The 15,405-nt window shown below is 63.4% G+C and carries 15 protein-coding genes and 1 tRNA gene; 8 read left to right on the top strand and 8 right to left on the bottom strand.

The genetic code is table 11. The annotated features are described in order from the left end of the window. Positions 1–34: 34 nt before the first annotated feature. The 5 genes from B4A39_RS04395 (at position 35) to B4A39_RS04375 (ending at position 4,905) form a co-directional block, all read left to right on the top strand. Entirely contained in the window at positions 35–502 is a 468-nt protein-coding gene (locus tag B4A39_RS04395; protein WP_292033723.1) for a hypothetical protein, read from the top strand. Between the two features lie 37 nt (positions 503–539). Beyond that, positions 540–971: a hypothetical protein gene (locus tag B4A39_RS04390; protein WP_292033721.1), complete on the top strand. Its 432-nt coding sequence runs from the start codon at positions 540–542 to the stop codon at positions 969–971. 8 nt (positions 972–979) lie between these two features. Beyond that, complete coding sequence (locus tag B4A39_RS04385) at positions 980–1,477, top strand: hypothetical protein (RefSeq protein WP_292033719.1); 498 nt, start codon at positions 980–982, stop codon at positions 1,475–1,477. A gap of 69 nt (positions 1,478–1,546) precedes the next feature. Beyond that, on the top strand, positions 1,547–3,358 hold the full coding sequence (locus B4A39_RS04380; protein WP_292033715.1) for a DUF885 domain-containing protein: 1,812 nt from the start codon (positions 1,547–1,549) through the stop codon (positions 3,356–3,358). Positions 3,359–3,702: 344 nt separating this feature from the next. After that, the gene (locus tag B4A39_RS04375; protein WP_292033713.1) at positions 3,703–4,905 is read left to right on the top strand and encodes a GAF domain-containing sensor histidine kinase; all 1,203 of its coding nucleotides are present in this window, start codon (positions 3,703–3,705) and stop codon (positions 4,903–4,905) included. A 521-nt stretch (positions 4,906–5,426) separates the two neighbouring features. Here B4A39_RS04375 and B4A39_RS04370 read toward each other — a convergent pair. Together B4A39_RS04370 and msrA are read right to left on the bottom strand one after the other, a co-directional pair. Then, positions 5,427–5,768, bottom strand: coding sequence for an MmcQ/YjbR family DNA-binding protein (locus B4A39_RS04370; RefSeq protein WP_292033711.1), 342 nt, complete (start codon positions 5,766–5,768; stop codon positions 5,427–5,429). A 1-nt stretch (position 5,769) separates the two neighbouring features. After that, on the bottom strand, positions 5,770–6,420 hold the full coding sequence (msrA, locus tag B4A39_RS04365) for a peptide-methionine (S)-S-oxide reductase MsrA (RefSeq protein ID WP_292033709.1): 651 nt from the start codon (positions 6,418–6,420) through the stop codon (positions 5,770–5,772). Positions 6,421–6,568: 148 nt separating this feature from the next. Between msrA and B4A39_RS04360 the strand changes: the two genes are divergently transcribed. Beyond that, positions 6,569–6,658 (top strand) — tRNA-Ser (locus B4A39_RS04360). Between the two features lie 393 nt (positions 6,659–7,051). Here B4A39_RS04360 and B4A39_RS04355 read toward each other — a convergent pair. Further along, a complete protein-coding gene (locus B4A39_RS04355; protein WP_292033707.1) occupies positions 7,052–8,647 on the bottom strand; it encodes a recombinase family protein in 1,596 nt (531 codons plus the stop codon). Further along, positions 8,644–9,063 carry a DUF2924 domain-containing protein gene (locus B4A39_RS04350; protein ID WP_292033771.1) on the bottom strand — a complete coding sequence of 140 codons (420 nt, stop codon included), beginning with the start codon at positions 9,061–9,063 and terminating at the stop codon, positions 8,644–8,646. Before B4A39_RS04350 ends, B4A39_RS04355 begins: the two co-directional genes overlap by 4 nt. A gap of 325 nt (positions 9,064–9,388) precedes the next feature. Here B4A39_RS04350 and B4A39_RS04345 point away from each other — a divergent pair, with 325 nt between their 5' ends. Continuing rightward, positions 9,389–10,687 (top strand): site-specific DNA-methyltransferase, encoded by a 1,299-nt coding sequence (locus B4A39_RS04345; RefSeq protein ID WP_292033704.1) that lies wholly within the window; start codon positions 9,389–9,391, stop codon positions 10,685–10,687. Continuing rightward, a complete protein-coding gene (locus tag B4A39_RS04340) occupies positions 10,687–11,133 on the top strand; it encodes a DUF5681 domain-containing protein (protein WP_292033701.1) in 447 nt (148 codons plus the stop codon). Before B4A39_RS04345 ends, B4A39_RS04340 begins: the two co-directional genes overlap by 1 nt. Positions 11,134–11,569: 436 nt before the next feature. On the opposite strand, the gene B4A39_RS16435 is transcribed toward B4A39_RS04340, so the two are convergent. The 4 genes from B4A39_RS16435 to B4A39_RS04325 form a co-directional block, all read right to left on the bottom strand. Further along, entirely contained in the window at positions 11,570–11,815 is a 246-nt protein-coding gene (locus tag B4A39_RS16435) for an excalibur calcium-binding domain-containing protein (protein ID WP_409449561.1), read from the bottom strand. 464 nt (positions 11,816–12,279) lie between these two features. Beyond that, a complete protein-coding gene (locus B4A39_RS04335; protein WP_292033699.1) occupies positions 12,280–12,684 on the bottom strand; it encodes a MarR family winged helix-turn-helix transcriptional regulator in 405 nt (134 codons plus the stop codon). A gap of 613 nt (positions 12,685–13,297) precedes the next feature. Continuing rightward, positions 13,298–13,906, bottom strand: a complete 609-nt coding sequence (gene fixJ / locus B4A39_RS04330; protein ID WP_292033696.1) for a response regulator FixJ — start codon at positions 13,904–13,906, stop codon at positions 13,298–13,300. Further along, on the bottom strand, positions 13,896–15,401 hold the full coding sequence (locus tag B4A39_RS04325; protein WP_292033693.1) for a PAS domain S-box protein: 1,506 nt from the start codon (positions 15,399–15,401) through the stop codon (positions 13,896–13,898). Before B4A39_RS04325 ends, fixJ begins: the two co-directional genes overlap by 11 nt. Positions 15,402–15,405: the final 4 nt, after the last annotated feature.

Below are 15,405 nucleotides of genomic sequence, written 5' to 3'. Positions count from 1 at the left end.
CCGCGTTTGCTCTGTCGAACGCGAGTGATCTGTGATGTTGAAGTCCATTGTTCCCGCCGTCGCCGCCTTGGGTCTTGTCGCCCTCGCGGGGCAGGCCATGACCACCTCCCCCGCGGCTCCGGGCGAAAGCGCCGCTGGCTGGCATCTGCTGCACGAGGGGTCGATGGCCAAGCTCGCCTATGGCCTGGCCGATTCCGACCAGGTGGCCCTGATGCTGACCTGTTCGCCCGGCGACCGCAGCGCGGTCATCTACGGCGACGCCCAGCCGCAGAGCGCCGCCCTGACGCCTGCGTCGATGGGACCGCAACCGATCGACCCCCTGTCGGACGGCGAAGCCTATGAGGCGCGTCTGCCCCTGACCGACACGGCCCTGACCGGTCTGGCGCGCAGCGGCCGCATCGCGGTGCAGACCGAGGCCGGCGAACAGCAGATCCGGGCCAGCCGCGCCGAGCGCCGTCTGGTGCAAAATTTCCTCGGCTATTGCGCTTCGAGCCACGCCTGACCACAGTTCCCGCGAACCAATCAGCGGGGGCTGAACCATGACCGCCTTGCTCGGGCTGCTGCTCGCCCTGACGATTCAGAACGCGCCGCCGTCCGCCGAGGGCTGGGCCTGGACTCTCTACAGCGGCGCCGGGCCTCTGGTTCTGGCCAACGAAATCCCCGACACGCCGCGACTGCGCTCGACCCTGGAATGCGCCCCGGGCTCCAGCATCGTCCGCCTGACGCTCTATGACGCCCCGCCCGCCGAAGGCATCGCCGTCATCACGGCCGGCGCCGCGACCGCCAACGTCGAGGCCAGCCCCCGACGTGGCGAACTTCAGACCGTGCTGCGCGCCGACCACCCCGTCTTCGCCGCCTTCCTCGCCGACGGCAAGCTGGCCATCGCCGTCGGGGAGCAGACCACGGGCATCGAGATCGATCGCGCGAATCTGTCCAAGCTGCGCCGGTTCGCCGAACTCTGCACCGGCTGAGGCCCTTCATGCGTCTGATCCTCTGGACCGCCCCCGCCCTCGCGGCGCTCGCCCTCGCCGGGTGCGCCCCCACGCTGACCTCCGAACTGGCCGCACCCAGCGAAGGGCCCGCGCCCGCCCCCGGCTACGACTGGCACCTGAACGAGGACGGCGACGAGGCCAGTCTGTCCTACGGCATGGCCGAGACCGACGACGTTCCGCTGGACCTGTCCTGCCGTCCCGGTTCGGGCGCCCTGCAGATTCTGCAGACGGTCGCCGAGGGCCATCCCCGGATCATCGCGCTGGAATCCGGCGGCGACACGGAAACCTACGCCGCGCAGGCCGAACCCTCCGCCATGCATGACGGCCTTGATCTGACGGCGGTCGCCCGCACCACCGACCCGGTCTTCCTGCGTTTCCGCAAGCTGGGCTGGCTGGCGACCTACGGCCCCGACTACCGCACGCCCCTGGTGGCCCAGCGTGGCTCGGACAAGCACATCGACCGCTTTTTCACCCTGTGCGGCTAGGGTTCGTCGACATAGCTTGACCGTCAGCGCACACGGCTGTCTCCTCCTCCCCGCTTGAGGGAGGACAGTATGGACAAGCAATCTCTGACGGGTCGGCTTCTGATCGGAGCGGCTCTGGCGGCCATGATGGCGGCGACGCCCGCCTTGGCCCACAGCGCCGGAACCCGCCCGGCTGCTGTGGCAGCCACGCCCGCCGCAGAGGCTCTGGCCGGAATTCTGACCGACTATGAAGCCTATCTGCGCCGCGTCGATCCGATCAGTTCCGGCATGGATGGCGACCGGGAAGCCCTGTCGCGCCTGCCCGATCCCAGCCGGGCCGGCGATCTGGCCCGCCAGGCCCCGCTCACGGCTTTCAGAGATCGGCTGGACGCCATCGACGTCGCGGCTCTCGACGCCGACGGCCGCCTGAACCACGCCTTCAGCCGCTATCTGATCAACCGCGAACTGGAGCGGATCGCTCTGGACCCGTCGCGTCTGGCCTTTGATTCTGAAGGTGGTCCCGGCCAGACCCTCTCCTACCTCGCCAGTTCCACCCGCATCGCCAGCCGCGCTGACGCCGAAGCCTGGATGGCCCGTTTGGAAGCCGCCCCCGCCTATTACGACGCCGGCGCCGCCAATGCCCGGCGCGGCCTGTCGACCGGACTGGTTCAGGCCCGTTCCGTGGTCGAAAGCGCCCTGGGGCAGGCGCAGCGCGACATAGCTTCCAGCCCCGACGGCGACGTGCTGATGAAGCCCTTCGCTTCCCTCCCCGCCAGTATCCCGGAGGCAGATCAGGAGGCCCTGCGCGCCCGCGCCCGCGCCCTGATCGACGGCCCAATCACCGCCCGCCGTCAGGCCTGGCTCGCCATGCTGCGCGACGACTACCTTCCCGGGGCGCCGATCGAACCCGGCATGGTCCACCGTCCCGACGGCAAGGACCTCTACGCCTTCCTGGTGCGCAGCGACACAACCACCGACCTGACCCCGGATCAGGTGCATCAGATCGGCCTGGAAGAGGTGGCCCGCATTCGCGCCCGGATGCAGGATGAAATGCGCGCCGCCGGTTGGACCGGCGACTTCGCCGGCTTCCTCCACTTCCTGCGCACCGATCCGCAATTCTACGCCACCAGCCGCGAACAACTGCTGGAAAAGGCTTCGGAGATCGCCAAGCGCGCCGACGACCGCCTGCCCGCCCTGTTCGGCACCCTGCCCCGCCTGCCCTACGGCGTGCGCCCGGTCCCGCGTGAGATCGAGGAGACCTACACCACCGGTCGCTACAACTCGGGCTCGATGCAGAACGGCGTCGCCGGGGGCTACATCGTCAACACCTCGAAACTGGATCAGCGCCCCCTCTATGAGCTGCCGGCCCTGACCGTCCACGAGGCCGTGCCTGGCCACCACCTTCAGATCGCCCTGCAACAGGAAGCGGCGGACCAGCCCTACTATCGTCGCGGCGCCGACGTGACCGCCTTCATCGAGGGCTGGGGGCTCTATTCCGAGTTCCTGGGCGAGGAGATGGGCATCTATCGGACCCCCTACGAGCGCTTCGGCCGCCTCAGCTACGAGATGTGGCGCGCCTGCCGCCTGGTGGCCGACACCGGTCTGCACTGGCTGGGCTGGACCACCGAACAGGCGCGCGCCTGTTTCCGCGACAACTCGGCCCTGGCCCCGCACAACATCGAGACGGAGCTGCAGCGCTACATCGGCTGGCCCGGCCAGGCCACGGCCTACAAGATCGGCGAGATCCGCCTGCGTCAAATCCGTCAGAAGGCCGAACGGGAACTGGGCGACCGTTTCGACGTCCGCACCTTCCACGACGCCCTGCTGGTCGACGGCCCCCTGCCGCTGGACCTCCTCGACACCCGCATGGACCGCTGGATCGCGGAGCAGAAGACTAGGTAGGCCGCTGCCTTCCCCTCCCGCCACAACGGCGAGGAAAGAAGGTCTCCATTCACGGCCGTCATCCTCGGGCTTGCCCCGAGGATCTAGCCGTCCGCGCCCTCGACGGTCAGGCAAAGCCGCCGCTCCCGCCCATGGCAGCCTCCACCGAAGCCGACAACCCACTCCTCGGCTCTACTTCCGAGTTTGGGACCGACATGAACAACCGCTTTCGACCCGTTGCGGACATTAGGACGGTCCACGATCAGTCTACTCGCCCGCCCCCTTGTCGAAGACGTCTGGCTTGGCTTTAAGCTTAGTGCTGCGCGCAAGGCGCTTTGATCGTGGTGCTGGAAATCCCCTGAGCAATGCAAGAGTCGGTCTCTACCTATGCCGAACACCGTGATGTCGACGCCCTCGCCGACATCGCCGGACTGCCCGACATCTCGTCCATTCTCGATGTGTGCGCTCGGGTCACCGGCATGGGCTACACCGTCGTCGCGCACGTCTCTGACGACCGTTGGGTGGCCTGCGCAGTTCTTGATCTCGTTGATTTCGGGCTGCCGGTCGGCGGCGAACTCCCGGTTCAATCGACGTTGTGCAGCGAGGTCCGCGCCAACAGGCGTCCAGTAGCCTTCGACCACGCCTCTTCCGATCCCATCTGGCGGTCGCACCACACACCCACGACCTACGGTCTGGAAAGCTACATCGCCGTGCCGATCATCCTTGATGACGGCGAGGTGTTCGGCACGCTGTGTTCCATTGACCCCAAGCCCGCTCCGGCCTCACGCGCCGAGACCGTCACGATGTTCGAACTGTTCGCCAAGCTTATCGCGACGCAGATCGAAGCGAACCGGCGGCATCGGCGCGCCGAAAACGCGCTTCTGGATGCGCAGGACACGGCGGTTCTCCGGGACCAGTTCATCGCGGTCCTGGGGCATGATCTTCGATCACCGCTCGCCGCCATCGACGCGGGCGTCAGACTGCTGAAGAGCCGGGTAGGCGACAATGGACAGCCCATCCTGAACGAAATGACTGGTTCGATCCGACGCGCCGAACGCCTGATTAGTGACGTGCTCGACTTCGCACGAGGACGTCTCGGCGGAGGACTGTCGGTCGCGCGACGTCCGGCGACGGAGTTGCCAGAAATCCTGATGCAGTTGGTCAGCGAGTTGCGGGTCGCACATCCGGAACGTGGCGTTGAACTTGTCATGGATATCAACGTCGATATCGCCAGCGATCCCGACCGGATCGCTCAGCTAGCTTCGAACCTGATCTCGAATGCGTTGACGCACGGGGCCGCTGAGACGCCGGTTCGCGTGACCGCCATTTCCAAGGACGATCACTTCGAAATGACCGTCATCAACGGCGGGAAGCCCATTCCCGAAGAACTGCGCGCGCGCCTTTTTCAACCGTTCAACCGACGCGACGCAGGCGAAGTCCGGGACGGCTTGGGTCTGGGCCTCTATATATCCAACGAGATTGCGCGTGCCCACGGTGGGGCGTTGACGGTCACGTCAGACGAGATCGAGACTCGGTTTGTCTTCCGTATGCCTGTCACCGCAGCCTAGAGCCTCGATGCGGCTCGGTTCCTGAACCCTCACCAATGGCGTGCTACCGCGAGAGCGACAGCATGGCCTTGTTCAGCGTCCGCTTTCCACCCTTGGCGGACATTCAGCAGGTCCGCGTCATGACGCAAAGGTAGTCAGCCACTACGCTCCACAGCCACAGCAGCTTGCCTGCCGCCCACGATGGTGTGCCTCCTCCAGATGCGATCCCCCGCCAGCCATCGCATCAACAGCCCTCAAGCCGCTGATTTTCAATGAAATATTGCTCGCCAGGCGCCGATTGCTCGCCCTGGTTCAAACCCCGGCTAGACTGCGCGCGTTCTTTGACATCGCCGCCCGCCGCCGTCTGCTCAGGACTCCGGCTGCTCCCCGCCCCGACCGACGCCGGATCGGCGCGCCTTGCCGTCATTGCACCAATTGGACTGTTTTTTTTCGCCGCACGGTGCAAGCCGCCCTTCCGTCACGGCCGCAGCTAGTCGCGCCGCCTCCCCATCGCTGCGCGACAGGGAGGAAAGCAACCGTCGCTACAGCCCCAGTTCTGCCCGCGCCTTCTTCGTTAGTTTGGCGGCGACAATGGCGTGGGCGGTTCGGATATGATCAGCCAGTTCCTCGTCCGCCCAGTCGTCGATCTGCGGCAGGTTCACCCACTTGGCGCGCGCCATATAGGGCGCCGGCCGCGCATGGCCGCTCTCGGTCAGCACCTCATAGGCGATGTCCGAGACCTTGAACGACACCCCGCCGGTCGCCCCCACCATGACAAACATCTTGCCGCCGACCTTGTAGGCGTCGTGATCCGGATCGAACGGATGATCCAGCGTCGCGCCCGGCAGCGCCAGACAGACCCTGCCTACCCCCTCCCGGTCCATCTCAGGCTTCCACGCCCACGCCGATCGGGCAGACCACCCCGGTCCCGCCGATGCCGCAATATCCGGCCGGATTCTTGGCCAGATAGCCCTGGTGATAGTCCTCGGCGAAGTAATAGGGGCCGGCCGGTTCGATCTCGGTCGTGATCGTTCCCCGGCCCGCCGCCGACAGCGCCGCCTGATAGGCGTCGCGTGAGGCCTCGGCCTCCGCCTGCTGCGCCGCATTCAGGGTGTAGACGGCCGAGCGGTACTGCGTGCCCAGGTCGTTGCCCTGGCGCATGCCCTGCGTCGGATCGTGATTCTCCCAGAAGGCCTTCAGCAGGTCGCCGTAGGAAATCACCTTCGGATCGAACACCACCTGCACCACCTCGGTGTGGCCCGTCCGACCCGAGCAGACCTCTTCATAGGTCGGGTTCGGCGTGATCCCGCCGGCATAGCCCGCCGACGTCACCCAGACGCCCGGCAACTGCCAGAACACCCGCTCCACGCCCCAGAAGCAGCCCATGGCGAAGATGGCCGTCTCGAATCCCTCGGGATGCGGCCCCTTCAGCGCATGGCCCAGGACGAAATGGCTCTCGTCCGTGGCGAGAGCGGTCTCCCGACCCGGCAGGGCGGTCTCGGCGGTCGGCAGTTCGGCGGTCTTCTGGAACAACATCGGAAAAAATCTCGCAGAAATCGGGAGCAAAATCGACTTCCCCCCATATGGGGCCTCACAGGGCGCTTGCCGAGGGGGTCAGGCTGTTCTATCAGCCTCGCTCCGCTGGATCGACCGTCCGGCGGCTACACGGCGACGTCGTGGAAACGGACAGGTGGCGGAGTGGTCGATCGCGCACGCTTGGAAAGCGTGTGTAGGTGAAAGCCTACCGAGGGTTCGAATCCCTCTCTGTCCGCCACCGACCCCAGCTAGCTTGTCTCTCTTACCCCCACACGCCAGCCGGTGGCTCGTCGCGGGCCATTGGCCGGCCCGATGTCCTGTGGCTCCCGCCAGGTGCCCCTGCCTTCCCTCCATCATCCGCGGTCATGCGCCGCCCAGTCTCCGCCCGATCTCAGATCGGAGGACTTTGCCTGTTTTCCTGTTATTTGTTTTTTGGGATGGTCGCCGCAGTTGCACTTCACTGGGTAAATCCCCGCGTGCACTGGCTTTCAGCGCCTAAACCCCTTGGGCGACCACCTATTTATCAGGCGCCATAACAGGTGCGTATCAGGTGCATATCAGGCGGCTTGCTGGTCGCTAGCACGTGGCTGGCAGGTGCATAACAGGCAGGACAGGTGAAGCTCACCTGCCCTCAGGCATAGGCGCGTCGTTGATCAGCCCAATCTGTGGGGATCGGTTCGTGGAGGAGACGAGCGAGGGTGAGGCTGGGCGATTGCTCGCCCGCCAGGATGGCTCGCTGAATGTCGGGCGCCAGGAAGGCTAAGCGCACTAGCTTTCGGTCATAGGCCGTGTCCGGCTGCTTGGCGGTCAGCTCAGCCAGATCCCCGTCGCCCGCGCGCCAGCCCATCGCCTTGGCGAGCTGGTGCGCCTTCTGCAGTCCCCGGATCAAAGTCGGATCGCGCCTGACTCTGTTTCTCTTCGCGCCTGGCGGCAGGATGTGCTCGACCCGCCCGCCCCTAAGTTGGCATCGCATCGGCACAGTCATGACCAGGTCGTCGCCCCGCGGCGTCAGGCCCTTTCGGCCGGCCGGTGTGAGGCAGTCTGCAATCAGGCTGAGCCGAACCTCGTCGGGCAAGATCTCGACCCGGCGCACGACGCCGACGGCGGCGTCGATTCCGTCGCCCTTCCCAGCGAGCCTTGGCCCGACTGCGCCGCAGACGATCTCGTGGATGGACTCCGCGGTGACCCGCCGGATGGCCTTGTCGCGATCCAGCTTGTGCTTATGGCCCGCCTGCAGCGGCGCGGAGACGTAGTAGCGGTAGACCTTGCCGCCTCGGCCGTATCCGAAGGAAGGGCTCATCGGATGACCGTCAGCGTCGAACAGCTTGCCCTTCAGTTTCAGGTCGGCCGATCGCCGCGGTCGCTCGGCCCGGGCGATTGTATTTTTGGCCAGTTGCTTCTGCGCCCAGTCAAAGACGGCCTGGTCGATAATGGGCTGGTGCAGGCCAGGCGCGCAGGTCTGGCCGTGGACGATCTCTCCGATATAAACCCGGTTCTTCAGGAGGTGGAAGAGCATGCCTCGACTGTAAGGCGCCCCGCCGGACGGAACGCCCCTTTGGCTCACCCGCTCGCGCGTACGCCAACCCTCAGCCGCGATGTGCTGCTCGAGCGCCGAGACCGTGCCCAGCTTAAGGTAGAGCTGGAAGATCGACCGGACCCGCTCGGCGTCAGCCGGGTGGATCACCAAGGCGCGGGTCGTCGGGTCGGTCGGGATATCATAGCCCAGTGGCGGAACGCCGCCCATCCACATGCCCTTCTTCTTGGACATCGCGATCTTGTCGCGGATGCGCTCTCCGGTGACCTCCCGCTCGAACTGAGCGAACGAAAGCAACACATTGAGCGTCAGCCGGCCCATCGAGGTGGTGGTGTTGAACGACTGGGTCACCGAGACAAACGAGGCGTCAGCCTTGTCTAGTCGCTCGACGATGCGGGCGAAGTCCGACAGCGCACGGGTCAGGCGATCGATCTTGTAGACCACGACCGTATCGACGCGGCCTGCATCGACGTCGGCGAGCAGCTGACGAAGGCCCGGCCGCTGCATATTGCCGCCTGAAAAGCCGCCGTCGTCATACAGGGTCGGCAGGGCCATCCAACCCTCGGCAGCCTGGCTTTTGATGTAGGCCTCGCAGGCCTCTCGCTGGGCATGGAGGCTGTTGAAGGCCTGATCCAGCCCCTCCTCTGTGCTCTTGCGGGTATAGATGGCGCAGCGGATGATCGGCTTGCTCATGGCTGGCCCGCCCGAAGCCCAAAGAACCTCGGCCCGTTCCATCTGGAGCCGGTGATCGCCCGCGCCGCCTCTGACAGGCTCCGGTAATCCTGACCTTGCCATCGGACCCGGCCGTCGGGCTCGACGGTGACCTCGTGGCGGACCCCCTGCCATTCTCGGGCGAGCCTGGTGCCCGGGGTCAGCACCGAAGACGTTTTTCCCGCATGAGGCCGGCGAAGCGTTCGGCGGAGGTCCACGTCTATTCCGCCTTCGTTGGCGGCTTGAAGCCGATAGGCCAACATCAAGCCCAAGAGTTCCGGTGAACGTAACTTTGGCGGCGCCCCGAAGTGTTTCCGCCACTCTTCACGAAGCTCGGCCAAACCCATGCCGGCTAGGTCGGCGAACCCGATGTCTGCGTCGGCGTCTATGTCCTTCATAGCTGAACCAATGCTCGAATATTTGGCCAAGTCGACAGCAACTATCCCGAAAACTATCTTGTAACTATTATAAACTTATAATATCTTGCAGTTTTCTTTGTTTGTAGCATTCGCAGGCTTGACGCGCCCATGCGGGTGGATCATTCTCGCCTTGTGAGTTCAGAAGGACCGGTGGCTCGTAGAGCCACTTCCCGCTCCGGACTGCGCGTGGGTTAAGCTTGCCACGCCAGTCCAGGCTCACATCTGAGCCGTGAGGACGTCAGGCGTCCGTGCGAGTTAGCCTAAGGGGCTGGCGCAGATTCATCTCATCAAAGGAATTCTTGCCATGCCCCCTATGGATGCGCCCCCGCGTGCGCTCGAGATCGTCTATCGACCGCTCCGGGACCTCAAACACGATCCGGCTAACCCTCGGACCCACCCGCCTAAGCAGGTCGAACAGCTGGCCCGTAACATCGAGGCCTTTGGGTTCGTGAACCCTATCCTGATTGATGAAGCTCGGCTGATTATCGCTGGTCATGGCCGGGCGCTGGCGGCCAAGAAGTGTGGGCTCGAAGCCGTTCCGACCATCACCCTGTCTGGACTGACCGACGCGCAGAAGAAGGCGCTGCGGATCGCCGACAACCGCATCGCTCAGAAATCGGGCTGGGATCCGGACCTGCTGCGCGAAATGATCGTCGACATCCAGTCCACGGAGATCGAGATCGACCTGGAGCTGACCGGCTTCACCGTGGGCGAGATCGACGTCATGCTGGATCACAAGCCCTTGGCGGACAACGACGACACGCCCCTCCCCCCGTCTTCCGAGCCGCCCCGCGCCAAGCTCGGCGACATCTGGGTTCTCGGCGATCACCGCATCGGCTGCGGAGACTGCCGGGATCCCGAATTTCTGGCGCGGGTGGTTGGTGAAGACGCCAAGATCGACGCCGCCTTCCTCGATCCGCCCTACAACGTCGCCATCCAAGGCCACGCGAATGTTCGCTCTAAGCACCGCGAGTTCGCCATGGCCTCAGGTGAGATGAGCGACACACAGTTCGAGGTTTTCCTGAAGCAGACCTTGGGGGCTTGCGCTTCAGTCTCGCGCAACGGCGCCGTGCATTTCGTCTGCATGGACTGGCGTCACGCCCGCCACGTCCAGCATGCGGGCGACCAGGTCTACGGCGACCTCCTCAACCTGTGCATCTGGAACAAGTCCAACGCCGGCATGGGATCCCTCTATCGCTCCAAGCATGAGTTGGTGTTCGTCTATCGCGTCGGAGAGGCTCAGCACTTCAATGCTGTTGAGCTCGGCAAGCATGGCCGCAATCGGACGAACGTTTGGGACTACGCCTCGGTCAATAGCGGCGGTTCGCGTGCGGCGGAGCTCGACTGGCACCCCACCGTCAAGCCCGTCGCCATGGTGTCGGACGCCATAAAGGACGTCACCAAGCGCGGCCAGTTGGTCCTGGACGCATTCCTTGGATCAGGGACGACCTTGATTGCTGCCGAGCGCTCGGGCCGACGATGCCGCGGCATCGAGATCGACCCGATCTACGTCGACACAATCATCCAGCGCTGGGAGGCCATGACAGGCCTGACCGCCACCCTTGAAGACATCGTACACATTCAGACTGCAGAGGCCCGGTGATGGACGACGAGATTGATTTCAAGAACCTGCCGCGGCGCCGGACGCCCAAGGGTCAGTTCGCCAAAGGCGAGTCCGGCAACCCATTGGGGCGGCCACGCACCAAGCACCAGCGCGCGATCTCCAGCCGGCAGGGACGCCGAGACACCCTCGGCACTACAGAAGAATTGGTCACGATACGGACTAGCGCTGGATCGCGTCAGGTGCCGTTCCATGTCGCAAACTTGCAGTCAATGAAAATGAGCGCCCTGAAGGGCAATGGTCCGACCCAACGTTATCTGCACAAAATACATTGTGAGGCTCTACGAGAGCACGAAAAAGCCAATCCCAAATTGGATCGAGTCGTTGAAAAGGCTGAAGCCCACGCCGTCAACAAGAGCATCAACGGCCTAAAGAAGTGGGAGTGGAAGAATCTCAACATACTCCGGAAGTTCACCTGGCGTTTGTGACAACAGGGGCGAGCACTACTAGGACCCAAAAACACGACTTGAGTGATCGGCGAATAGGAGCAAGATAAATTCCATGAGCGATAACCTAAACGGCTGCCCAAACGGTCCTGAACCCAAGGCCTCTCCGATCGCGAACCTTATCCGAACGCGTCCAGAGGCCTTCGATTTCGGGGATGCTCCCGACTCCGCGCCCCTGAGCGACCAGTACCAAGTCGACATGGATGCCCGACGCCCGCTTTGGCTACGCGAGATGATCCGGAAGCACTACGAGGACGCAGATTAACCCACCTGCTTCAAGTGCCGTTATCCTCGCCTCGGCCTGGTGACCTCGCCTATGATGACCATTTAGTGCAATGAGGGGTCATTCACTTCAAGCCAGGAACCGGACTTTGTGCCGAGCTTACCTCGCGAGGTCCGCTTCGCAGTTAGCGGACGCTCAAAGGTAGGGCTCACAGGCTAACCCGTCCCCATCGCCATCCATATGGCCCCGGTAGCCGGGCTCCCACGACGCGATGTCCTCGTGATTATTAGCGCGCGCTTGGCCGCACCCGGAATAGTGTTGGTCCGTCGTCCGCTTGCTCCACTCTCGATGGAGCTCCGCCTTCCCGGGAGCGTCGGGCGTGACGATGTATGTCGCTCCAACAAAGGCGATGGCGAACGCTCCCGTTCCGGCCAGCCACATCGGCATCGGCTTGGGTTTGCGTTTTGTTCGTTTCGACCATCTGGGTGGATACCGGTCCATTCAGCCCGGATAAAGCACCTTGGTTTCCAGACCGTCGATCAGCAGGGTGAACGGCGGCTCCGCGCCAGGAACAGACATTGCTGTCAGCGCACAAAGCGGACCCTCAACGTATCCACCAGTAGACACATAAGGCCTCACTCGACTAAGGCCGCCGAATGCGTGCGGCGCGCCACTCGGCGCACTCGAGCCTTCATGTCGATGCGGATTCCACAGGCCTCAGCAGTTGGCATCGAGAGGCCCAGAAGGTGCCATGAGCTCGCCGCCCTTGTCGCTTTTGACCAGCTCTCTGCGGACACGACCGGAGGATGGCGCGCTCCGCGATCGGCTGAAGGCGCTGGCTCAGGAGCGCCGGCGGTTCGACTATCACGTATGCACATGACGCTCTTGTGCGAGGGCCAACATTTTCAATCGAAGCTGTCGAATTGCTCGAACAGAGCAGAGAGCACAGGAGAGACCACCCGGAGTTCTTGCAGATTTCGAGCCGTTAACTTTGCAAGGCAATCTTCTCCGGCGGCCGTGAGGCTGACATGGACCTCGCGCCGATCATCCGATGCAGACTGTCGCGTAACCAGGCGGTTCTCCGCAAGACGGTCGATCAGTCCAGCCGCGCTGTGCGGCTTGAGGAGCAAAAGTCTGGCGACATCACCAATTCTGACCGGCCCCGAGTAGCTTTGGGACTTAATAATCAAAAGCGCCTGGTGCTGCTGCGAGGTCAAACCAACCGCCTTGGCTCCCTGTTCTGCAAACGCCAGATATTGCCTGATCGCTACCCGAAATCTCGCCAGGGTCTGGAAATCTGTCTGCGTCAAAGCGTCTGACGAAGCGTCTGTGTTCCCAGTATTTGGCACCGAACAGTCTGCGGAAGTGCTCACGAATTTATAGTCGTCGGTTGCGGTCAAAGACCGACCAGCCGAGCAGGCCTAAAGCGAGAGGGATCAGGAGTAACGCCATCCAGAGGGCAGTGTGATTGGCTGTGAGGTTTCCATACACCAGCATGAATATGCCAAGCAGTAGCAAGGCCATCCCAGACGCCGCTGCAACTAGAACCCGCGTCATGCTCGAATCTCCGAGTTGCGGGGCTGGCCTAGCTCGCTGGCAAAATAGGTCTGTGTCCCTACGAGAGCATGCCGGCGATCTTCTATGAGGACGTGAACCGCTTGCCCCTGTTGGGCCAACCGGGCGGCCAGCCGACGCGCTGCTTCTTCAGCAGCCGCACCGGAGGGATAGCTTAAAATCTCGAACATCGGACTGCAGTCGACAACCCAGGCCCCTTCGTCGAAACGGACCGAAATCTGGAGCTCATGCGAGCAGGCCAGATCTTCCTGCCTTGAAACACTATCCATCACGTCACCTCAAAACCGAGATTGTATCGTAGTACGATATAACCACGACCTGCTTCCTGGGGGAAGGGCGGATCGAAAATCAGGCAGGGTGAAGCGTCAGGTAAATCCTCACGAGTTCCGAAAGACTTCCTGCTTTCATCTTGGTCATAAGATTGGCGCGGTACACCTCGACCGTACGCGGGCTTATGTTCAGATCGTAAGCGATCACCTTGTTCGGGTGTCCCTGCACCAGGCCATCGAGAACGTCCCGCTCTCGTTGGGACAGGCTGTCGAAGCGAGACCCCATCTCCCGGCGCTGCCCTTCAGCGGACAGCGCACCTTCCGCCTGTCCCAGAACACGGCTGATCGCGCCCAACAAAACTTCATCGTCGAAGGGTTTTTCAACGAAATCGATGACGCCTGCGCGCATCGCTTGTATCGCGAGCGGCAGGTCCGCATGCCCCGTGATCACGATCACAGGCTCGTTCGATCCGGAATCTCTGATCCTTCGGGCCAGCTGCAGACCATTGATGCCGGGCATACGCACATCTGTGATGATGCACCCGGGCGCTCTGTCGCGCTCGGCCAGGAAGGTTTCCGCCGATTCATAGGTTCGCACCTTCAGGTCTGCGGTCTCGAGCAAAAATGCCGTCGAGTCGCGGACTGCCTCGTCATCATCGATGACGTGCACGGTCAGCTCAGCTGTCATGGGGCAAATCCTCTGCAAGGCTCGCGCGCTGAAGGGTAAGGTGGAAAACCGTGCCGCCTTGCGGCAGGGCTTCGAACTCGATCTTGCCGCCATGGGCTTCGATGATCGTGCGGGAAATTGACAGGCCTACACCCATGCCGTTGCGCTTGGTGGTCCTGAAGGGCTCGAACAGGTGCTCTGCAGTGTCCGATCCAATGCCAGAGCCGGTATCCGAGACCGAGACACGAGCCATGTCCTCCTCGGCGGACACCCTTATAGCCAGCCGTTTGGATTTCGTATTTTCCATGGCCTCCATCGCGTTGCGTATGAGGTTCAGCAGGACCTGCTGGATCTGGACCTTGTCCACCAGCACGCGGCCGACGAGCGGATCCATGTCGAACTCAACCTGTATGCCTGCCTCCCGGGCGCCGACCAGCGCCAGAGCGCCCGCTTCCTCGACCAGTGCAAGAAGATCCTCAATACGACGCTCACTCTCTCCGCGAGCGACGAAGTCGCGCAGGCGTCGGATAATCTCGCCCGCCCGCAAGGCCTGGTTGGCCGCTTCACTGATCGCGTGGGTCAGACGATCATCTGACGTCCCTTGGGCTTGCAACAGACGTTTGGAACCCTTCAGGTAGTTGGTGATCGCTGCTAGAGGCTGATTGAGCTCATGCGCAAGGGCTGACGCCATCTCGCCGAGCGCAGTCAGTCTGGACACACGGACCAGATCCTCCTGAACCTCCTGAAGCCGGGCCTGGGCCTGCTGCCGTTCGGTGAGGTCCCGCACGAACCCCGTGAAAAAGCGGCCCTCGGACGTGCGCATTTCACCGACCGCCAGCTCCATCGGAAATGTCGAGCCGTCCCGGCGTTGACCCATGACAATCCGCCCCCGGCCGATGATGCGACGCTCGCCGGTTCGGTAGTATCGTTGAAGATAGGAATTATGCGCCTCGCGGTGAGCATCGGGCATCAGGACGTTGACGTTCTGGCCGATAGCCTCATCGACCGGCCAACCGAAAAGTCGCTCGGCCGTCGGGCTGAAAGCGCGCATCGAACCCTTCTCGTCGATCAGGATCATCGCATCGGGGACAGTATTAAGGATCAGGCGCAGATGTGTTTCGCGCGCTGACAGATCCCGGTGGGCGCGTTGAAACCACTCGCCGCCAACAGTCACCGTCGCCGCGACCCCGCAAAACAACACAGCCTCAATGACGAGGGCCTGGCTGAAGGGCGTAAGCAGAAACCCGGCGGCCAGGGTCAACACTGTCGCAAAGATCCCAGGCCGCCAACCGCCAAGTGCGGCCCCGGCGACCACAGCGGGTACGAAAACCAGAAAGGCGCCGTGGTCTCCAAGGGTTTCGCCCAGGATCAACCGCAGCCCCACGCCAAATGCGCCGACAACCAGAGTCGTCGCCACGGCAACCCAGGCCGGCGCCGGCTGGATGAGCGAGGACGGGGCCGTCTCAGGGGGCTGGATGGCTCGCATCGACACTCCATAACCCAGTTTGACGGCCAATGCC

It is taken from the genome of Brevundimonas sp. UBA4553 (assembly GCF_002387245.1).
Lineage (GTDB): Bacteria > Pseudomonadota > Alphaproteobacteria > Caulobacterales > Caulobacteraceae > Brevundimonas.
The sequence above is the reverse complement of the archived record's forward strand: the minus strand, read 5'-3'. Positions and strand labels throughout refer to the sequence as shown.

Excerpts from the sequence above, each read along its gene's own strand:
- B4A39_RS16435 (WP_409449561.1), bottom strand. The coding sequence starts at position 11,815 with ATGTGGCTGGCCGGAACGGGAGCGTTCGCCATCGCCTTTGTTGGAGCG.
- B4A39_RS04385 (WP_292033719.1), top strand. The coding sequence starts at position 980 with ATGCGTCTGATCCTCTGGACCGCCCCCGCCCTCGCGGCGCTCGCCCTC.
- B4A39_RS04375 (WP_292033713.1), top strand. The coding sequence starts at position 3,703 with ATGCAAGAGTCGGTCTCTACCTATGCCGAACACCGTGATGTCGACGCC.
- B4A39_RS04345 (WP_292033704.1), top strand. The coding sequence starts at position 9,389 with ATGCCCCCTATGGATGCGCCCCCGCGTGCGCTCGAGATCGTCTATCGA.
- msrA (WP_292033709.1), bottom strand. The coding sequence starts at position 6,420 with ATGTTGTTCCAGAAGACCGCCGAACTGCCGACCGCCGAGACCGCCCTG.
- B4A39_RS04350 (WP_292033771.1), bottom strand. The coding sequence starts at position 9,063 with ATGAAGGACATAGACGCCGACGCAGACATCGGGTTCGCCGACCTAGCC.
- fixJ (WP_292033696.1), bottom strand. The coding sequence starts at position 13,906 with ATGACAGCTGAGCTGACCGTGCACGTCATCGATGATGACGAGGCAGTC.
- B4A39_RS04380 (WP_292033715.1), top strand. The coding sequence starts at position 1,547 with ATGGACAAGCAATCTCTGACGGGTCGGCTTCTGATCGGAGCGGCTCTG.
- B4A39_RS04370 (WP_292033711.1), bottom strand. The coding sequence starts at position 5,768 with ATGGACCGGGAGGGGGTAGGCAGGGTCTGTCTGGCGCTGCCGGGCGCG.
- B4A39_RS04390 (WP_292033721.1), top strand. The coding sequence starts at position 540 with ATGACCGCCTTGCTCGGGCTGCTGCTCGCCCTGACGATTCAGAACGCG.
- B4A39_RS04355 (WP_292033707.1), bottom strand. The coding sequence starts at position 8,647 with ATGAGCAAGCCGATCATCCGCTGCGCCATCTATACCCGCAAGAGCACA.
- B4A39_RS04395 (WP_292033723.1), top strand. The coding sequence starts at position 35 with ATGTTGAAGTCCATTGTTCCCGCCGTCGCCGCCTTGGGTCTTGTCGCC.
- B4A39_RS04340 (WP_292033701.1), top strand. The coding sequence starts at position 10,687 with ATGGACGACGAGATTGATTTCAAGAACCTGCCGCGGCGCCGGACGCCC.